A 17,847-nucleotide genomic window follows, 5' to 3' on the forward strand; every position below is an offset into this window, starting at 1 on the left:
CTATTGAAAAGTAATAAAACGGCCTTATATTAAACTTATTCAAGGTAAACAAATCTCTCGATATGTGGCGTTACATAACAATATTATTGGTGTTATTTTTATTAGCTCAAAGTGCTAATGCCTCGTCGTACTCAGAATTTAACCAAAACAAATTAGTACAACAAAACGATGTAGTTCAGCTAGACCAAAAAGCTAGAACTAATTTTGATGGGCAGCACTCACAAGATTTATTTAACTTACCTCGCATCAATAGCATAAGCCCAGCAACTTTTTCGGTAGAAGCACAAACAGCACCAAACTATGTGTTAGTTATTGAGTTTTTTAAAACGAATAACAGCGAAAGAGAATTTAAAAATTTAGCCTCCCCAGCAAAATTAATTAACTGGTTCGAACAATTAAACCACCAAGCAAAGTCATCTCGTATTTCCGGCTGGAAAGACGGCAATTTTTTATACAGTTCAAGAACCACCTACCACAGCTAGTTCATCAACACTCCCCCTCTAGTAATATCTTTTTAATTTATTACTAGAACAAAAATCGACTATTTTCCTTTTTATAAACTGATGCAAAGCCATCGGTCACTTATGAATTCGTTCAACTTAACGTTTCATTCCTGTGTAAATGTAGAGATTTCAAGATGAACTCACGTAACAAATCCGCCAAAAAATACATTAGTTGGCAAAATATCGTCATTATGATCACCCTGATATTTATGATCATTAATGCCCTACCGAACTTATACCCTGAAAAAGCAAGCATTCAGTTAACCAGCAATAGTAGCCAAAGCGTGCAAACATCGCCGCAAAAATTAAACACCTTATTACTCAGCAATCAGCTAGCGACAGAAAAAATAACCGCTAACGCAACAGGTATTACTATTATCTTAGCGAGCAAAACCGATGAGCAAGCAACTAAAGATCTATTAAAATCTGAATTAGATGATAATTACTTGATTGCCAGCACACTAGAGAGTGATGCGCCACCATGGTTTAAGTCAATGAATATGGAACCGATAAAACTAGGGCTCGACCTGAGTGGTGGTGTGCTATTTGTATTAGACGTAGACACCGAAAGAGCGTTATTTGAACATCTTAAAGGATTCGCTGTTGACATAAAAACACTCAGTGTAGAAAACAGAATTCGTGGCTTGAATATTTCTCAGCCAACTAATAACTCTATTGAAATTAGCTTTCCATCATCAATGCACAGCAAAGTTGAAAAACTGCTTAATGCTGTAACTAATAGCACGCCAGAACTCAGCATGAGTAAAACTAGCAATACTCAAATAACACTATTTTACCCACCGCAAGAGCAAGTTAAATTTAGACAAGCCACCATGAAACAAACCTTGAAAACAATGCGAGGTCGTATTGAAGAGTTAGGTATTACCGAAGCGGTAACTCAACAGCAAGGTAAAAATAGAATTCGTATTGAGTTACCCGGCGTACATAACCCAGAAGAAGCCAAACGCATTATTGGCGCTACCGCAACACTAGACTTTTACCAGTTAGCTGATGGTTTAAATACCGCAGGTGTTATGCAAATGATAGATAGTAGTGGCCGTAAATTAAGCTTGAATAGCAAAGCTGTTTTTTCGGGTAGTAGTATTAAAAATGCACGCGCTGGACAAGACGAAATGGGCATGCCATTGGTCAACTTGACCTTAGACAGTATCGGCGGAAAAAAAATGTCGACATTCTCTAAAGCAAATATTGGTAAGCCTATGGTGACACTGTTCTCTGAGTTTCACCGCAACAGCGACAATGAAATAGTCAAGAAAAGCAAAATCATCAATGTCGCCAATATTTCTCAACATTTAGGTGCCCAATTTAGTATCACTAATATGTCTAGCCCACAAGCAGCGCAAGAATTATCACTATTGCTACGTGCCGGTTCATTAAATGCCCCTGTTACCATAGTGATGCAGCGTAATATTGAAGCAACGCTTGGCGCGGACAACATAGATAATGGTATTAAAGCGCTCAGTATCGGTATTTCGTTTACCTTATTGTTTATGGCTGTTTGGTACCGAACTTTAGGCCTTATTGCCAACATTGCTTTGGCATTAAATTTAGTAAGTTTACTTGGCCTAATGTCATTATTGCCCGGCTCTGTGTTAACTCTGCCCGGTATTGCAGGCTTAGTATTAACTGTAGGTATGGCAGTTGATGCCAATGTACTTATTTTTGAAAGAATTAAAGAAGAATTAAGGCGAGGGCGTCAAGTGTTATCAGCTATTGAAACCGGATACAAAAGTGCCTTCGCTACTATTCTTGATGCCAACATTACCACCATGATCACCGCTATTATTTTATACACCATAGGTTATGGACCAGTAAAAGGTTTTGCCATTATTTTGTGCTTAGGAATACTCACCAGTATGTTTACCGGCGTATTTGTCGCTAAAGCATTAACCAATATGGTCATCCGTGAAAATAAAAACCAACTTATGGGTCTTAAATTGGCAGATAAAGTTGGCATTAGCTCATCGAGTAAGTTATCTACTAACTCTTTAGCTGAATTATCAGAAAAGTTAGGCACTAAATCCAAAGTAAAGCTAGGAGTTAACTCATGAAAAACAACGTATCTCGTATCAGTAAATTTCGCTTTGCCAGCTTCTATTTTGCCGCAATGCTTATCACTATTTCATTATTTGGCTTATTTACGCAAGGCCTTAACCTTGGCTTAGATTTTACCGGTGGCTACTTAACTGAATTTTCAACTGAGCAATCGATTGACCAAACCAAAATGAACCAACAGCTTAGTGAGTATTTAACGGATGATTTTCAATTATCTGCTGCCGACAACGGCACACATTGGAGCGTTCGACAAACTGATGCCAACATTGGACAACAAGATAGCAGTTGGTTGACTGAATTCTCCCAACAAAGCGGTTTATCGATAACCCCACAAAACGCTATATATATTGGCAGCCAAGTCGGTGATGAACTTATTGACCAAGGTGGCCTAGCGTTACTCACCGCTGTTATCGTGATATTAGTTTACTTATCGCTGAGGTTTGAATGGCGACTAGCTGCAGGCTCAGTAGTTGCTCTGGTTCATGACGTGGTTGTCGTACTCGGTATATTCGCGTGGTTTAATATCTCTTTTGATTTAACGATATTAGCAAGTTTATTGGCCATTATAGGCTACTCGCTTAATGACTCGATAATCGTTGGAGATAAGGTTAGAGAGATCATGATACGAAACAAAGACGGCGATATTGATGACATTATTAACCAAGCGATTAAATCTACTTTAGTGCGAACATTAATCACCTCAGGCACAACACTTGCTACGGTACTGGCAATAGGATTATTTGCGGGTGAATCATTGGCGGGTTTTGCTATTGCATTGTTTGCTGGCATATTAATTGGCACATATTCATCAATTGCCATATCAGCTACTATCCCACAATTATTAGGTTTGAGTGCTGATCACTACCATAAAAAAGAGCATGAAGTTTGCACTCTACCTTAAGTTTTTGTGTTCTTTAAAATATCAGTGTGTTTTAAAATATGATTGAGCTTTTAAAGGTATGTAAGCAGCGAAAAATTTATTGCGCACGAAGCAATAATTAAAAGAGTTAAAGGCACAGGTTCATCGTTATAAATTGAGCTTGTGCCTTTTTTTCGAGAATACTATCTCAATCCATAGTACTAAATATAGGATTTAAAACTCACTTTATATTCAAGCTGAACATTGCTTATTTAATTCATTATTAGACTTAATTAAATAAGCTGGCAAGCCAATCAAAGGTTAACACAGTTGTGAATATTTTTAAGCCAATCAAACCAATAACTAAGACGATGAGTAATGCTTTCGCTTTCTTACTTTTTATGTTCTTCCAATATACCCACTTTGCTTTAATCTCCTCTTTAACTTCATTACTTGCTTCTTTCATAATAATATTTCTCTTAATAAAGAATAGCTTTGGCTTGTTTAGCTAAATTTACGACACCCATTTTTATTGACTAACATGAACAAGGAGAACAATAACAAATAGTAACTAATTGACCCGCCACTATAACCTTCTCGGCGTTCAACTTTTGCAATTTTTTCTTCTTTAACTCTAGCCTTAAATTGAGCAAGTTCCGCTTCTAGATTAATAGTCATATCGCTAACGGCCAAACCAAAACCTTCGAGTGATTTTTCCATTAAGGTGTCATCAATTCCTATCGCTGTCGTTCTTTTTTCAAGTTTGTTCAAACCTGGAGCTCTAAAAAGCATTTTTTTACTTTTAATGTCAAAAACAGCTGTATCTACGAAGGTTTGAATAGAGTTTTCATTTCCAGGAATGATATACATACCGACTATTGTCCAATAAAGTAAGGCGGCATTATTTTCAAGTGATTGAGTGACTTGGTCGTAAGAAACCAAAGCCATTACGTCAACGTCATAAAGTCTTCCTACTTGTTCTAAAGTTGAAAACCCTTCGCCGCCATTTAAGTATGTGCTGGGAATGATTTCAATACGATCAATGTAATCATATTTGAGGAATGACTTTTTGACTTTTTTAAGTAAATCCATCTGATCTTTACTGTGAATACCATCTCTTTGCCAATTTTTAGATGGTACAAAAGCCAGGCCGACTTTAACCGGTAGTGTTAATACCGGAATTTCTGGTTTATGTGCAGCTCGGCTTTCTTGGTTTGGATACAGAAAATCCATCAAGCTACTCGACTGTGTTTTCTTACCGGTATTATCACTTATAAGTGAGCTACACGACGCTATTAATATTACACCTAGCATTATGATAAATATTTTAGATTTCATCGACATTCCTTTTGGTCGTATTAACAAGCTTGAATAATTACTCGTTTTTACTATTATTGATTAATCGTAACACGCTAACTGGATAGATTTTTTGAAACAATCAAAAGTATTTAGGTTGCAGCTGTTTCGAGTTTTTAATCACGCGGTTTTGATAGCTGGTACCAACTAACAGCAGCTTCGCTAATGCTAAAGTTTCTAATTTAAACGAAGTGTTAATTTTGCCACCCTGCGGCCTAAGTATTTCGCTGTAGCGAGGTCAACTTCATTAACGATATTATTGGATGTTTGGGCAACTACTCCTAACTGGCAACCAAGCCGATTAATGCTAGCGTCCACAGAGTCATATGAGGCGTCTACGCCAACCCATAACATGCCATGTTGGCTTGCTAAAGTTGCTAGGTATTGCAAAGTGCTTGATTGGTCGCCGTTTAGCCCAGTTCCAGAGGTGAAGCCAGTTGCAACTTTATCTGCCCATTCTTGGCACTGCCAATGTTCACTTGAGGCATCGGCAAAAGCCTTAAATTGAGCAGCAACACTTCCCATATAGGTTGGGCTTCCAAAGATGATTGCATCGCATAATTTTAGCTGTTCGAATAATACAGCGTTTTCAAACCTACCTTCAACAATTTCATGACCATAAATTCTATGCTCAAGCACACTTATATCAGGCTCTTGATTAATGCCCGCTACTATCGCTTTGGCAAGTTGGCTGGTGACATTAGTTTCCGAGAAGTAGACTACTGCAATAAGAGGCATCGATTTTAATTCCTTTTTTTTCAATTAGTATGATTGAAACGTACCAATTGAATTATAAACTATGTTGCTGTGGGTCTTTGCTTAATAGCGTATTGAGACTTAACTCTGATAATCTGAGCCGCCAACGGCTATTTTCACCTCAAAAGCTGTATCTAACGTTTAAATTCTAACAAGGAACTAATAGAAAAGGCGTATTGAAAAGACAGAATAGGAGCCGCTTTTATAGCACCTATTCTATTTATAATTTATCTAGAAAAACCAACCTGTCGGATTAGGATGTACCACTCTAGCTTCTAATGATTTCATCCCTTTAACACATCGAACAATAAGCCAGACAACCCAAAACATAAGGACAAACCAGCCGACTAGAATGAGTGAAAGTATTGAGCCGATAAATAGAAACAAAGCGCCTATCCAAAATGTTCTAATTTGAAATTGATAATGTGATTTTAACCAATCAGGTGCATCATCTTTGTTAATATAAGCCATGACAACGCCAACAATACCTGTAATACCAAATAAAATGCCAACCATATACAATATGTAGACTATTTTAGCCGTGCCCTCAGTTGCTGGCCCCTCATTTACTATTTCACTCATCTGTTTTCTCCTTTTGTTATGATGAATTTATTAACATATTCCAATGACATGCGAAGTGAAATTATCTCTTCTGTTAATTCTGAGATTAATGGGTTGATGTAAGTTCGACAACAACCCATTAACTTTTACTTTAACCTTGTAATGCCAATTAAAACAGCAACAACACCGCCAACCATTCCGGCCCAAGCTTCAATTGGCGTATCACCACTTACAGCACGGGTAACTTGCGACGTAGCTGAATCGTATATATTAAAACCCCATAGTGCTAAAGCAACACCGGCAATGATAAGCACGATACCAATAATTTTATTATTCATTTTAACTCCAAAGTTTATAAGATTACACTAGCGTCAACTTGCTACTAACATAAAAAACTAACAGCGTTATTAGAGGGCTTGCTGGTGTTCACTACCAATCCTAAAGTCAGCCCAATGTATAACCATTTATTTTAATATACAGCGCTTACATAATAGCTTCAATGACTTACTTAGTTTTCATTCAATTCTCACTCAATTTTAATTGACTAAAAAAAGCAACAGAACATTCTAACTAGGGTATTATTTGCAGGTAAATTTTAGCAATGTTAATTTAGTTATCAATTTATAAAATGTTGCAGACTTTCAGGTTTAGAATTAGTTTGTAAACTACTTTAATAGTACACATTATAAATAACAGGTATCAGGTTGCTTTTTTTGCTTTTACATTTTCAGCTACAGTTTAGGAGATACTTATGGATTTAGTGCAAGGCTTAATTTTAATTACCTCCATCCATTTATTGGCGGCGGCATCTCCAGGGCCTGATTTTGTTTTAGTATCCCAGCAAACCTTGTCTAACGGTAAGCAAGCAGGGTTTATGGTCAGTATTGGCATTGCTTTGGGCTTGTCGGTTCATATTATTTACTCAGCCTTGGGCTTAGCTGCCGTTATTGCGAATTCAACAACAGCCTTGTGGTTGATAAAAATTATCGGTGGCTGTTATCTAATTTATTTAGGTATTCATGGCTTAAGAGCAAAACCTGTGCACCCGGCTAGTAATATAATCAAACAAAAAGCGATTACAAAACATTCAAACTTAAAAGCTATCGCAAAAGGGTTTTTATGCAATGCTTTAAACCCAAAAGCGCCAATCTATTTTGTGGCGCTGTTTACCGTGGTTTTATCGCCAAATTTACCACTATTGCATTTGGTTATCTACGGTGTTTGGATGATGATATTGCAGCTACTTTGGTTTTCTACTGTCGTGGTTTTGCTTTCTCGCCCCAGTGTTAATAAAAAATTTCAACGCTTAGGTCATTGGATCGATCGTGTGTTGGGTGGCGCTATGATTTTAATGGGCTTAAAAGTACTAACGAGCAAAATAAACTAGGTTATTTTTATGACAAATTCACATGTTAAACAATATAACGACTTTAAGTCGTTCTATCCTTTTTATTTAAGCCAGCATAAAAATATTATCTGCAGAAGGCTGCATTTTATAGGCTCTAGTTTGATTATCATAACGCTAGCCTATATTTTGATAAACTCTGCCTGGACTTTACTTTGGGCATTGCCTTTGTTCGGTTATGGTTTTGCTTGGCTTGGTCATTTTTTCTTTGAGAAGAATAGACCCGCTACTTTTACTTATCCTTGGTATAGCCTGCTTGGCGACTGGGTTATGTATAAAGACATGATAATGGGTAAGCTTAAGTTCTAATACTATTGCTAGCTTCAGTTTGATGCACAAGTATATTAATATTTAGTCAAAGGATAACCAAAATCACCACTTATATTTCATTACTGCGCGGCATTAATGTCGCAGGCCAAAAGATAATAAAAATGGCAGATTTGAAAATGCTATATCAACAATTATCGTTTGAAAATATTCAAAGCTATATTCAAAGTGGCAATGTAATCTTTAATAGTCATGATAATGAGGTAAGTGATTGCTCACAACTCGCTAAAAAAATAAACCAAGCGATTTTTGCACATTATAAATTTGAGGTACCGGTATTTGTCATAACACCTATTGATTTACAAAACGCTCGTGCAAATTTGCCCTTTGATAATATTGACGTTGCCACAGATGGTAGCAAAATATTACTTTGCTTTTTATCTGATTTTCCAAACAACACAATCTCGAATAACCCGATAGCATTATTAACACCTTACCTTAAAAAAAATGAACACTTGCACATTATTGGCAAGGTGCTTTATTTACATTGTGAGGATGGTTATGGTCGCTCTAAATTAACCCATAGTAATATTGAGAAAAAATTAAAAGTAAATGCTACATCCCGTAACTTAAAAACTGTCGATAAGCTTATTGCCCTTGCAGCAAAAAATATCAGCTAAGCACCTAGTCCTTATAAAGTATCCCTTTAAACTTGCCTTTAAAAACACAACTACGGCATTCAGAGGCATTCAGAATTCACATCTAAAATATCAGTAACCCAGCATAGCTTAACTCTGAAAATGATTAACGCCCTCCTAATAGTAGCTTAACCATCAAAGCTATAATCATTACCTCCATAGTTATGACCTAAGTAAAATTTACCTTACATGGTGTAAAAAATATTTGACTTGGCAACTCTGTTCAACTAAAGTCAAAATATCATTACATCATGTCAAATATTTTATACATCGATGTAAATACATTTCTGCATTGATGCTAACCAATAATTTATGAGTCTGAGTAAACTTAAGGAATAACTATGTCATACAAAGAACGCAGTATTTGGGTTTCATTAGCCATTACGATATATATTTGGTTTAATTATTTTTCAACGCTTTATAGATCAGCGCAACAAGAAATTTTAACAACAAGTATTATGCAATCAGCCCTGCTAACAGTAGTCATAATGACTATTGTTTTAGAAATTTTTCATCACATTGTTATCGCGATAATTGATAATAAAAATGCTAACTATGATGAAGATGAGCGAGATAAACAAATTGCGCTTTTAGGTACTCAAAACGCTTATTACATTTTAAGCTTTACGACGATTGCAGCGGTACTGCATTTACTCTTCCCTTTTATGAGTCAGCGGTTAGAGTCTTTGCTTAATTTGCCTAATGAATATGTCATCATAAATATTATTATTTTTGGTGCTCTAGTTGCTGAGATTGTTAAGTTTGCAACGCAAGTATTTTATTATCGCAGAGGCTTTTAATGTGTCAAAAAAAATAACTAATAATATTCGACGACTGCGCTTTGATAATGATGAAATGACACAACAAATGTTGGCTGACGAGGTTGGAGTGTCGCGACAAACGATTGTCGCGATTGAAAAAGACAAATACTCACCGTCTTTAGAGGTCGCATTTAAAATTGCTGAATATTTCAATGTACCTTTGAATGTGATTTTTCAGTATAAATAATATAACTTAAATGCAGTAATAGGTAGTTACCACAATACCTGATCTATCTCATTCAACAACTTTTGGGTGTGATCATGAACGCTAGCACTCTGGTTGCTTTTAATCACTGTTTCTAGCTGAATAGCATGTTTAGATAAATCGGCGAAACCAAACATTTGCGCGGCACCCGCGATACGATGCGATAGTTTAGCAAGTTTGTCGAAGTCTTCATTATTAATGTGTAGCACCAAATCTTGTTGCTCTAACACCAAGTTAGATTTAAATTCTTGCACTAAATCTGACATATCAACGTTGTTAAAGTTTTCATTAGCCTTTTCTTGCGAAATACTACCGTCATAATATTTAACGATAGTAGGAATAAAAATACTTCGTTCAATCGGTTTAGATAAATGACCATTAAAGCCCAAGGATATATAATGGGCTATTTCATGCGACATTGCGTTTGCAGTTAGCGCTAGAATAGGTGTAGTACAGCCTTTTTGTCGTAATATTTTAAACGCTTCAATACCGTCCATTTCAGGCATTTGAATATCCATCAATATTATTGTGGGTTTGTGTTGTTCAAATAAGGCCAAAGTTTCATAACCATTACGTGCGGTGATAACCTCCAAGCCCAGTGATGCCAATAACCGAGCAATTAGCCGTCGATTATCGTTATGATCATCAGCAAGTAAAATTTTGCCCTGCAACTGTTGGTGTTCATCGTTATTATCAACCTCGATAGTCGATATTATACTTTCACTGCTCTGCTCACTTTCACTGGCTTTACAGGGTAAACTAAAGACAAAAACACTGCCTTGGTTTAGCTCACTTTCAACTTCAATTTTACCACCCATAATTTTAGCTAACTGATCTGATAAACATAGGCCTAAGCCTGTACCACCAAAGCGCCGGTTAATGCTGCTATCTCCTTGGGTGAAGCTTTCAAATAAATTTTGTAATTGCGAACTGCTCATACCAATACCACTGTCGGTAATTTTAAACATCAGGTTATTTTCACTTTGACTGATATTGAGTTCTACATGTCCTTTGGGTGTAAATTTAATGGCGTTAGAGCATAAATTAATTAAAATTTGCTTAACACGAATACCATCAATATCAATTAAAAATGGCTTTGATAAACAATGATTTATTTCAAAAGTTAAGCCTTTTGACCTAGCAAGTAAACTAAACATATTAGCAAGTTCTTGCAGCATGTCGTGTAAGTTGTGTGTTTGTATTTCAAGTTCTATTTTATTCGCTTCAATTTTACTTAAATCGAGAATGTTATTGGTAAGCTCTAATAAATGTAAGCTGTTACCAAGGATAATCTTTACTTCTTTAGCGATAAATTCATCATCAACATCACCACTAATTATGGCTTCAGCTTGACCAATAACAGTGGTTAATGGTGTTCTAATTTCATGACTCATATTGGCTAAAAATTGACTTTTAATATTATTAGCACTTTGTAACTCTTGCATTAAATATTCGAGTTCGGTGGTTCTTTGTTTTACTTTTATCTCAAGTGCTTGCTTTGAGCGCCGCTCAATTTCTCGACGTGTAATTAAAAAACCTATAAGTAAGGCAGCGAAAACCACAATGATAATAAAAAAACGCTCTTGTGAAGAACGTTCCATTTCTAGTTCTTGTAAACGCTTTTGCTGTTTTAACTGTTCAACTTGTTGTTTGAGTTGATCAGAATTAAACACCGCTAACTTAGAATTAAGTTCATTATTAACCCACTCATACTGTGTTTGCAAAAAATCGCGCTGGCTTTTAACTGCCTTAAAAGACTGATGTTGTGCAGCATATATAAGTGAGCGCAGTGAAAGGTTCTTTCTTATTTGCTCCTTATATTGCATTTTATGCGCCATTTCATTGGATTGCTCGACATAGCTCAAAGCTAAATCATACTTTCCTTGATAAAAATATGCATTAGCTAAACTAAATAATGCGCCGGAATAAGCATTGTCATTTCCATACTTAGCGCTTAAACGAATACACTCCTGCGCAAACGCTATGGCTTGGTCAATATTACCAAGATTATTATTAAGCTCGGCCAAGTTTTGTAAGGTAGTAGCAGCCCAGTAACCATTATTGTTGATACGATGATAATCGAGGGCCTTTGTCAGGTAGTATTCAGCCTTTTGATAGTCACCTGCATACATATAGGAGGTGCCTAAGCCACCTTCAGCCTCAGCAAGTCCTTGCTGATCGATGATTTCTAAACGACTTTCTATTACCTCAAGAAATAAAGAAATGGCAGTATCGTAGCGCTTTAGCTGTAAATGAAAAGCGGCAATATTGTATTTAACGTCAATTTTATCCGCTTCACTACCAAACTTTTGATATATCTTTTCCGCTTGTTGGTAGCTTAACAACGCATTTTCTAGCTCGCCTGTAAACGCATGTACTAGGGCGATATTGTTGTACAAATTTGCTTGGGTGATAGATTCATCAAGCGTGAGGTAATAATTGAGCGACTGCTGATACGAGTGCAAAGACAATCTATTTTGGCCCTTTAAATAGGCATAAATCCCGACCCTTTTATAAGCATCGGCTTCTAATTGCGTAAACTCAAATTTATTAGCAAGCTGTTGTTCTTCCTGTGCTACTTCAATAGCATTATCAAGTAGGCCTAATTGATGAAAAACCCTACTTTTACTGGCTAAAACAGAGAGTTTATCTAACGTTGATAAACTGTTGTCTTTACTGAGCTCAGTGATTAAAACTAAGGCTTGGGTTTGATCTGCCATCGCTTCGATTGCGGAGAGTTTTTGACCGAAATTTTTACCTAAAAATTGAAGTGAGTTCTGATTTTGACTTTGTGCTGTAAAACTGGGGCACAAAGTTGAGAATAAAAAAAATACGGATAATAACAATGTTCTATTGTAAACCGCCATCCATGACACCTTAAAATACGCGTTATTTTTGCTATCAAGTGAATTATTTTTTTGACTCATTTAACTATAATCTATTATTTCAATTGATAAAAATATTATGTAGTCGTTAGTTATAGCATTTTGCTATTCTACTAACAACGTTCAGGGCAATTGATTTTTATATTGCCATGCATCAACACTGCGGTAAGGTAATCCAGCATTTATTTTTTACATAAATAGTTACTAAAATTTCACTAAAAACTTAGCTAAACTCACTACAAAAAGTTTATAATTCGGCTCAAATATATTTACAACCCATGATTTAAGTTATCCCCAATGTACCAGAACACAAAAGCTGCCTTTACCAAGTTAAAAAACAACAAGTTTTTCGAATTAAGTGTCATATGTGTCATTATCATTTCTGCACTTGAAATTGGCGCTAAGACATTTACTTTGTCTAATACCGCTATTTCCATTACCTCTGTACTGGACACCTTTATTACGGTTTTTTTCTTATTTGAAATTTTGTTACGGTTTCTAACAGAAGAAAACAAAAAACACTTTTTTAAATCAGCTTGGAATGTTTTCGATACTCTAGTAGTTGCTATAAGCCTTATCCCAATAAATGACTCTGAAATGGCTTTACTCGCTAGGTTAGTGAGGGTTTTTCGTGTTTTAAGAATGGTGTCTGTGGTGCCTGAACTTAGAATCCTGATTAACTCATTGATAAAGGCCTTACCTCAATTAGGTTATGTCGTATTGTTAATGTTTATAATTTTTTATATCTATGCAGCTGTTGGTAGTTTTTTGTTTAATACCATCAACCCGGTATTATGGGGTGATATAGCCATATCAATGCTAACGCTTTTTAGGGTAATGACCTTCGAAGATTGGACCGATATTCAATACGAGACTATGGAGGTTTATCCTTATAGCTGGATTTATTACATGACCTTTATCTTCTTTACCGCATTCGCATTTCTTAATATGGTGATTGGCATTGTTGTTAATGTAATGGAAGAAGAACACTCAAAAGAAAAAAATAAAAATGAGCCAAGTTTAAGTGAATTAAAACAAGAAATAACCGCATTGAAAACGCTTATTTTAAAACTTGATGATAAAAATAATAATTAGAGATAAATGGTGCTTTGATAAAGTGTTTATTCAACTCAAACTGTTACCGTTAACAATATATCGCCAAAATTTTTAATTCAACAACTGAAAAATCCGGTATTACTTTACGTAACACCGGATTTTTAAATATGATACATGATCTATTAGAACAAATTAAAATATGATCCCTTTAGGATTATTTATCTAAGCCGCCCATGCATAAATATTTAATTTCTAAATAATCATCTAGGCCATATTTAGAACCTTCTCGGCCACTGCCTGATTGCTTAATACCACCAAATGGCGCAGCAGCATTAGAAATAATGCCTTCGTTAATACCAACCATACCAAATTCAAGCCCTTCCGCTACACGCCAAATTCTACCAATATCTCTGGCGTAGAAATAAGAGGCTAGGCCAAATTCGGTATCATTTGCCATGGCAATAACTTCTGCTTCTGTATCGAATGAAATAATTGGCGAAACGGGACCAAATATTTCATTTTTAGCGACTGGCATATCATTCGTTACATTAGTTAAAATTGTTGGCTGATAAAAGTTTTCGCCTGCGGGGTGTTTTTTACCACCCAAGATAATCTTAGCGCCAGCCGCAACCGATTCTTTTACTAACTTGTCAACATCACTAACCGCAGTACTTGAAATCATAGGACCTATGATAATTCCGTCATCTAAACCATTGCCTATCGCTAATTTTTCAACAGCAGTAGTAAATTTTTCTGTAAATTGCTCAAGCACTTCTTTTTGAACAAAAATACGATTAGTGCACACACAGGTTTGACCTGCATTACGGTATTTGGATGCCAATGCACCTTGAACAGCAGCATCAACATCTGCATCTGCAAAGACAATAAAGGGTGCGTTGCCGCCTAATTCCATTGACACTTTTTTCACTGTGGTGGCACATTGTGTGAGTAAAGTTTTTCCTACTGGCGTTGAACCAGTAAAGGTAAATTTAGCAACATCAGGATGCTGAGTTAACACTTTGCCCATGCCACGAGAATCGTCTCCCACAACAACATTAAATACGCCAGCAGGAATTCCAGCACGCTCGGCTAGTTCGGCCATAGCCAAAGCTGAAAGTGGTGTTTGTGTTGCAGGACGTACAACAAAGGTACACCCAGCCGCTAATGCTGCCGCTGCTTTTCTTGAGATCATAGCATTGGGAAAGTTCCATGGTGTGATCGAGGCAACCACACCAACCGGCTGTTTAATCACAATAATACGTTTATCACCTGATGGGCCTGGAATTGTATCACCGTAAACCCGCTTACCTTCTTCGGCAAACCATTCAATAAATGCGGCTCCGTAAGCTACTTCCCCTTTGGCTTCGGCAACTGGTTTGCCTTGCTCTAAGGTTAATATACGGCCAAGATCATCTTGATGTTGCATGATCAAGTTAAACCAATTACGCATCACCTCTGCACGGTCATTTGCTGATTTAGCCGACCACATCTTTAATGCAGCTTTGGCGGCATCTACTGCTAATTCTGTTTCAGCTACACCTGCATTACTTATTTTTGCTATTTCACTGCCATCAGCCGGATTAGTAACACTGATATCAGATTCACTTCGATGCCAGTTACCATTAATATATGAAGAATTTTTAACTAACTGACTATCTTGTAAACCCAGATCTGATTGATTTTGCATATTTGGCTCCGCTACAATCTGTTTTAGTACCAATTAAAATAAGTAATCTATGACCCCATAGTTTCACTAGTGAGCTTAGACATGTTTATTAAAATTTGTGATAATTTGAGAGAATTAAGGGGAATGATGACAATTTAGAAATTAAAACAGGGCCCAGTGAACACAACGGAAAAGCAGATAAGCAAAACCAGTATTCAACAGCGGCCCTAAATATTATGTCAAAATGATAAGTTAATCACTTTGAACCGGTTCATCCCAAGAGAGATGATGTTCAGCCAATACGACTAAATTTTCGCTATTAATCAAACGATGTGAAGCGGCATAACCGAGTATATTCTTAACCGTCTCTTCTGGACGACTTGAAATAATGGCAGTTTCATCTGATGAGAAATTACACAAACCACGAGCGATTTCCTCGCCTTTTTCATCATAGACATGAAGCACATCTGCACGCTCAAATTTACCGTGAATGGAAACTACATCATGGCATGTAAATCCGTCGTCACCACCAAATAATGAGTCAGCTACATCCTGTTTAATTACTAAACTACCGGCCATTTGTAGGCGATCAGTCAGCCAGATATTCCATGCAGATGAAGGTGATGAATGAGCGATACACACGGTGTGTTTGCGTTTGCCACGTAGAATTGCCGTAACCGGAGCTTCCATTGTTCCTCTAGCAATAATAGTGGTACAACCTGCGTTTTGCGCCATGTTTGCCGCTTGCAATTTAGTCAGCATACCGCCAGTTCCTAAAGAACTCGTGCCGCTAGCAGCTTCCATATAGCTACTCACATCTTCGATAGACTCAACGAAAATTGCGCCTTCTTCTGAAGGGTCACGATCATAAACGCCATCAATACAGGTTAAAATAAATAAATACTCTGCACCAATCATCTGAGCAACTTTTGCAGCAAGTCGATCGTTATCGCCAACACGAATTTCTTCGGTGGTCACGGTATCGTTTTCGTTTACGATAGGCATAACACCTTGTTTTATTAAACGATGAACCGTATTTTTAATATTGAGGAATCGACGTCTGTTTTCCAAATCATCGAGGGTTACTAACACCTGAGCAATATCAAAACCATACTCTAATGCAATTTGCTTGTAAGCGTGCATTAAGATGGGTTGTCCACAAGCAGCAGCGGCTTGTTTGTCTTGAACACTAGCGTTTTCAATAGTGCAGCCAACAGTATTAAGACCTAATGCGACTGACCCGGAAGAGGTGAGCACAACTTCATAGCCTTGGTCTCGTAGCGTAGCAATATCGCTTAGTAGGCCATGCATGAAGGCAAAGCTAGGTGTTAAATTCTTAACATTTGCTAAAAGGCTCGAGCCGACTTTAATAACTATGCGAGGTTTGATTCGAGAGGTTTTTTCTGTTTTTGGTTGTTCAAATGTGGGCAAAATGACTCCGTACTTTGATTGATTAAAATAAATAGCTGAGTTAATCGATAACACAACTTGTTATCGAAACTACAGGTATTCTCTTGATTTACCGGTTTTGTTCTCTTGTCGTATTGCAATTACTTATGATCAAAAAAATCAGCTTTATTAGCGATTGATTGAGTTGAAAATAGTTGATAAAAATTTGCTGAAACGCTTAAATTAAACGTTAATAATTGACAACAATCGACAAATGAGTGCGGATATCATATACTAAAAACCCTTTTTTTTCAATTGGACTTAAAATCACCGCTTTAAAAATGGGTTTTTAAGACTTCAAAAAAGTTTACACTGAGCACTTGCAAATCCATCTGCACTTATTCAAAAGCAAACTAAAAACATGAGGAGTTTTATGTCTTTACTTATGATTGGTTGTGGGAAAATGGGCGGTTCATTATTGGTTCGCTGGGCAACCTCTACAGATCAAGAAATCACTATAATTAATCCTTCTTTCGTTAAAGCACCATCAGGCGTTATCGTCACACAAACAATTGAAGAGTTGGCAGATAAACGATTCGATATCATCGTTGTTGCGATTAAACCGCAACTTATTGAAAAAGTATTGCCAGCTTATCGACGCTATCTTGCTAATTCTGGTTGCGTTATTTCTATTGCTGCGGGTTACTCTGTATCTTCAATAGAAAAGCTAATTGGCGAGCAAGCCATAATGCGCATAATGCCAAATTTACCAGCGCAAATTGGTCGCGGCGTCAGCGCACTTTATGCAAACTCAAAATGTAGCCCTGCTCAATTAGCAATCGCCACGGCGCTAACTGATGCGGTTGGTTATACCCATTTAGCTGTTAGCGAAGATGAGCTAGACCGAGTAACAGCAGTGGCGGGAAGCGGACCGGGTTATGCCTTCGAAATAACCCGCTGCTGGATAGAATCGGCAATGAAATTGGGGTTTTCACCTCAAACAGCCAAAGAGTTGGTGCTAAACACTCTAGGTGGTTCAATTGAACTGGCGATGACCAGCATTCAGAACGTAGAAACTTTACGAAATTCAGTAACCAGTAAAAATGGGACAACCGAAGCAGGCTTAAGCGCACTTATGCAAGATTCCAAATTAGATACCCTCATTGAGTCGACCGTTTTAGCGGCTTATGAACGCGCTGTAGCATTACGTTGATTTCGTCTTTGACTGAAAGATAACCTAGCCGAAGATTGAAAAATTGAACATAGATCATTAAAAAACATAACCGTTATAAAACTCAAAATAGTATGCTAACCATTGAATACTATAACTTTATATAGACTGAA

Annotated in this window: 18 protein-coding genes; 10 read left to right on the forward strand and 8 right to left on the reverse strand. The window is 36.8% G+C overall.

The window, feature by feature from the left end; genetic code table 11:
• Positions 1–62: 62 nt before the first annotated feature.
• From H4J38_RS13250 to secF, 3 genes are all read left to right on the forward strand, one after another.
• Positions 63–482, forward strand: coding sequence for a hypothetical protein (locus H4J38_RS13250; protein ID WP_182132292.1), 420 nt, complete (start codon positions 63–65; stop codon positions 480–482).
• A 155-nt stretch (positions 483–637) separates the two neighbouring features.
• On the forward strand, positions 638–2,575 hold the full coding sequence (gene secD / locus H4J38_RS13255; RefSeq protein WP_182132293.1) for a protein translocase subunit SecD: 1,938 nt from the start codon (positions 638–640) through the stop codon (positions 2,573–2,575).
• Entirely contained in the window at positions 2,572–3,480 is a 909-nt protein-coding gene (gene secF, locus H4J38_RS13260) for a protein translocase subunit SecF (protein ID WP_182132294.1), read from the forward strand. The genes secD and secF overlap by 4 nt, the downstream gene beginning before the upstream one ends.
• A 247-nt stretch (positions 3,481–3,727) precedes the next feature.
• Here the strand turns inward: secF and H4J38_RS13265 are convergent, their stop codons facing one another.
• The 5 genes from H4J38_RS13265 to H4J38_RS13285 form a co-directional block, all read right to left on the reverse strand.
• Positions 3,728–3,904 carry a hypothetical protein gene (locus tag H4J38_RS13265; RefSeq protein ID WP_182132295.1) on the reverse strand — a complete coding sequence of 59 codons (177 nt, stop codon included), beginning with the start codon at positions 3,902–3,904 and terminating at the stop codon, positions 3,728–3,730.
• A 38-nt stretch (positions 3,905–3,942) separates the two neighbouring features.
• The gene (rhlP, locus tag H4J38_RS13270) at positions 3,943–4,776 is read right to left on the reverse strand and encodes a rhombotarget lipoprotein (RefSeq protein ID WP_182132296.1); all 834 of its coding nucleotides are present in this window, start codon (positions 4,774–4,776) and stop codon (positions 3,943–3,945) included.
• 195 nt (positions 4,777–4,971) lie between these two features.
• On the reverse strand, positions 4,972–5,532 hold the full coding sequence (locus tag H4J38_RS13275) for a flavodoxin family protein (protein WP_182132297.1): 561 nt from the start codon (positions 5,530–5,532) through the stop codon (positions 4,972–4,974).
• A gap of 249 nt (positions 5,533–5,781) precedes the next feature.
• Complete coding sequence (locus tag H4J38_RS13280) at positions 5,782–6,132, reverse strand: hypothetical protein (protein WP_182132298.1); 351 nt, start codon at positions 6,130–6,132, stop codon at positions 5,782–5,784.
• Positions 6,133–6,257: 125 nt separating this feature from the next.
• Positions 6,258–6,449, reverse strand: a complete 192-nt coding sequence (locus H4J38_RS13285) for a DUF3185 family protein (RefSeq protein WP_182132299.1) — start codon at positions 6,447–6,449, stop codon at positions 6,258–6,260.
• A 413-nt stretch (positions 6,450–6,862) separates the two neighbouring features.
• Here H4J38_RS13285 and H4J38_RS13290 point away from each other — a divergent pair, with 413 nt between their 5' ends.
• The 5 genes from H4J38_RS13290 (at position 6,863) to H4J38_RS13310 (ending at position 9,489) form a co-directional block, all read left to right on the forward strand.
• Positions 6,863–7,498: a LysE family translocator gene (locus H4J38_RS13290; RefSeq protein WP_182132300.1), complete on the forward strand. Its 636-nt coding sequence runs from the start codon at positions 6,863–6,865 to the stop codon at positions 7,496–7,498.
• 9 nt (positions 7,499–7,507) lie between these two features.
• The gene (locus tag H4J38_RS13295) at positions 7,508–7,825 is read left to right on the forward strand and encodes a DUF962 domain-containing protein (RefSeq protein WP_182132301.1); all 318 of its coding nucleotides are present in this window, start codon (positions 7,508–7,510) and stop codon (positions 7,823–7,825) included.
• Between the two features lie 74 nt (positions 7,826–7,899).
• Positions 7,900–8,463, forward strand: coding sequence for a DUF1697 domain-containing protein (locus H4J38_RS13300; RefSeq protein ID WP_310733481.1), 564 nt, complete (start codon positions 7,900–7,902; stop codon positions 8,461–8,463).
• Positions 8,464–8,822: 359 nt separating this feature from the next.
• Complete coding sequence (locus tag H4J38_RS13305; protein WP_182132302.1) at positions 8,823–9,281, forward strand: hypothetical protein; 459 nt, start codon at positions 8,823–8,825, stop codon at positions 9,279–9,281.
• Between the two features lies 1 nt (position 9,282).
• On the forward strand, positions 9,283–9,489 hold the full coding sequence (locus tag H4J38_RS13310; RefSeq protein ID WP_182132303.1) for a helix-turn-helix transcriptional regulator: 207 nt from the start codon (positions 9,283–9,285) through the stop codon (positions 9,487–9,489).
• Between the two features lie 26 nt (positions 9,490–9,515).
• Here H4J38_RS13310 and H4J38_RS13315 read toward each other — a convergent pair whose 3' ends face one another.
• Positions 9,516–12,374 (reverse strand): ATP-binding protein, encoded by a 2,859-nt coding sequence (locus tag H4J38_RS13315; protein WP_182132304.1) that lies wholly within the window; start codon positions 12,372–12,374, stop codon positions 9,516–9,518.
• A 315-nt stretch (positions 12,375–12,689) separates the two neighbouring features.
• On the opposite strand from H4J38_RS13315, the gene H4J38_RS13320 reads away from it, so the two are divergent.
• Positions 12,690–13,487 (forward strand): ion transporter, encoded by a 798-nt coding sequence (locus tag H4J38_RS13320; RefSeq protein ID WP_182132305.1) that lies wholly within the window; start codon positions 12,690–12,692, stop codon positions 13,485–13,487.
• Between the two features lie 175 nt (positions 13,488–13,662).
• Here the strand turns inward: H4J38_RS13320 and H4J38_RS13325 are convergent, their stop codons facing one another.
• Positions 13,663–15,135, reverse strand: coding sequence for an NAD-dependent succinate-semialdehyde dehydrogenase (locus H4J38_RS13325; RefSeq protein WP_182132306.1), 1,473 nt, complete (start codon positions 15,133–15,135; stop codon positions 13,663–13,665).
• A 231-nt stretch (positions 15,136–15,366) separates the two neighbouring features.
• The gene (gene proB / locus H4J38_RS13330) at positions 15,367–16,545 is read right to left on the reverse strand and encodes a glutamate 5-kinase (protein ID WP_182132307.1); all 1,179 of its coding nucleotides are present in this window, start codon (positions 16,543–16,545) and stop codon (positions 15,367–15,369) included.
• Between the two features lie 391 nt (positions 16,546–16,936).
• Here proB and H4J38_RS13335 point away from each other — a divergent pair, with 391 nt between their 5' ends.
• Complete coding sequence (locus H4J38_RS13335; RefSeq protein WP_182132308.1) at positions 16,937–17,716, forward strand: pyrroline-5-carboxylate reductase; 780 nt, start codon at positions 16,937–16,939, stop codon at positions 17,714–17,716.
• The last annotated feature ends 131 nt before the right edge of the window (positions 17,717–17,847 follow it).

Source organism: Colwellia sp. BRX10-3 (genome assembly GCF_014077505.1).
Classification (GTDB): Bacteria; Pseudomonadota; Gammaproteobacteria; order Enterobacterales; family Alteromonadaceae; genus Cognaticolwellia.

What these genes read in the sequence shown, in the direction of transcription:
- H4J38_RS13290 (WP_182132300.1), top strand. Translation starts at nt 6,863, where the DNA reads ATGGATTTAGTGCAAGGCTTAATTTTAATTACCTCCATCCATTTATTG.
- H4J38_RS13315 (WP_182132304.1), bottom strand. Translation starts at nt 12,374, where the DNA reads ATGGCGGTTTACAATAGAACATTGTTATTATCCGTATTTTTTTTATTC.
- secD (WP_182132293.1), top strand. Translation starts at nt 638, where the DNA reads ATGAACTCACGTAACAAATCCGCCAAAAAATACATTAGTTGGCAAAAT.
- H4J38_RS13335 (WP_182132308.1), top strand. Translation starts at nt 16,937, where the DNA reads ATGTCTTTACTTATGATTGGTTGTGGGAAAATGGGCGGTTCATTATTG.
- rhlP (WP_182132296.1), bottom strand. Translation starts at nt 4,776, where the DNA reads ATGAAATCTAAAATATTTATCATAATGCTAGGTGTAATATTAATAGCG.
- secF (WP_182132294.1), top strand. Translation starts at nt 2,572, where the DNA reads ATGAAAAACAACGTATCTCGTATCAGTAAATTTCGCTTTGCCAGCTTC.
- H4J38_RS13280 (WP_182132298.1), bottom strand. Translation starts at nt 6,132, where the DNA reads ATGAGTGAAATAGTAAATGAGGGGCCAGCAACTGAGGGCACGGCTAAA.
- H4J38_RS13250 (WP_182132292.1), top strand. Translation starts at nt 63, where the DNA reads ATGTGGCGTTACATAACAATATTATTGGTGTTATTTTTATTAGCTCAA.
- H4J38_RS13265 (WP_182132295.1), bottom strand. Translation starts at nt 3,904, where the DNA reads ATGAAAGAAGCAAGTAATGAAGTTAAAGAGGAGATTAAAGCAAAGTGG.
- H4J38_RS13285 (WP_182132299.1), bottom strand. Translation starts at nt 6,449, where the DNA reads ATGAATAATAAAATTATTGGTATCGTGCTTATCATTGCCGGTGTTGCT.
- H4J38_RS13320 (WP_182132305.1), top strand. Translation starts at nt 12,690, where the DNA reads ATGTACCAGAACACAAAAGCTGCCTTTACCAAGTTAAAAAACAACAAG.
- H4J38_RS13275 (WP_182132297.1), bottom strand. Translation starts at nt 5,532, where the DNA reads ATGCCTCTTATTGCAGTAGTCTACTTCTCGGAAACTAATGTCACCAGC.
- H4J38_RS13325 (WP_182132306.1), bottom strand. Translation starts at nt 15,135, where the DNA reads ATGCAAAATCAATCAGATCTGGGTTTACAAGATAGTCAGTTAGTTAAA.
- H4J38_RS13305 (WP_182132302.1), top strand. Translation starts at nt 8,823, where the DNA reads ATGTCATACAAAGAACGCAGTATTTGGGTTTCATTAGCCATTACGATA.
- H4J38_RS13295 (WP_182132301.1), top strand. Translation starts at nt 7,508, where the DNA reads ATGACAAATTCACATGTTAAACAATATAACGACTTTAAGTCGTTCTAT.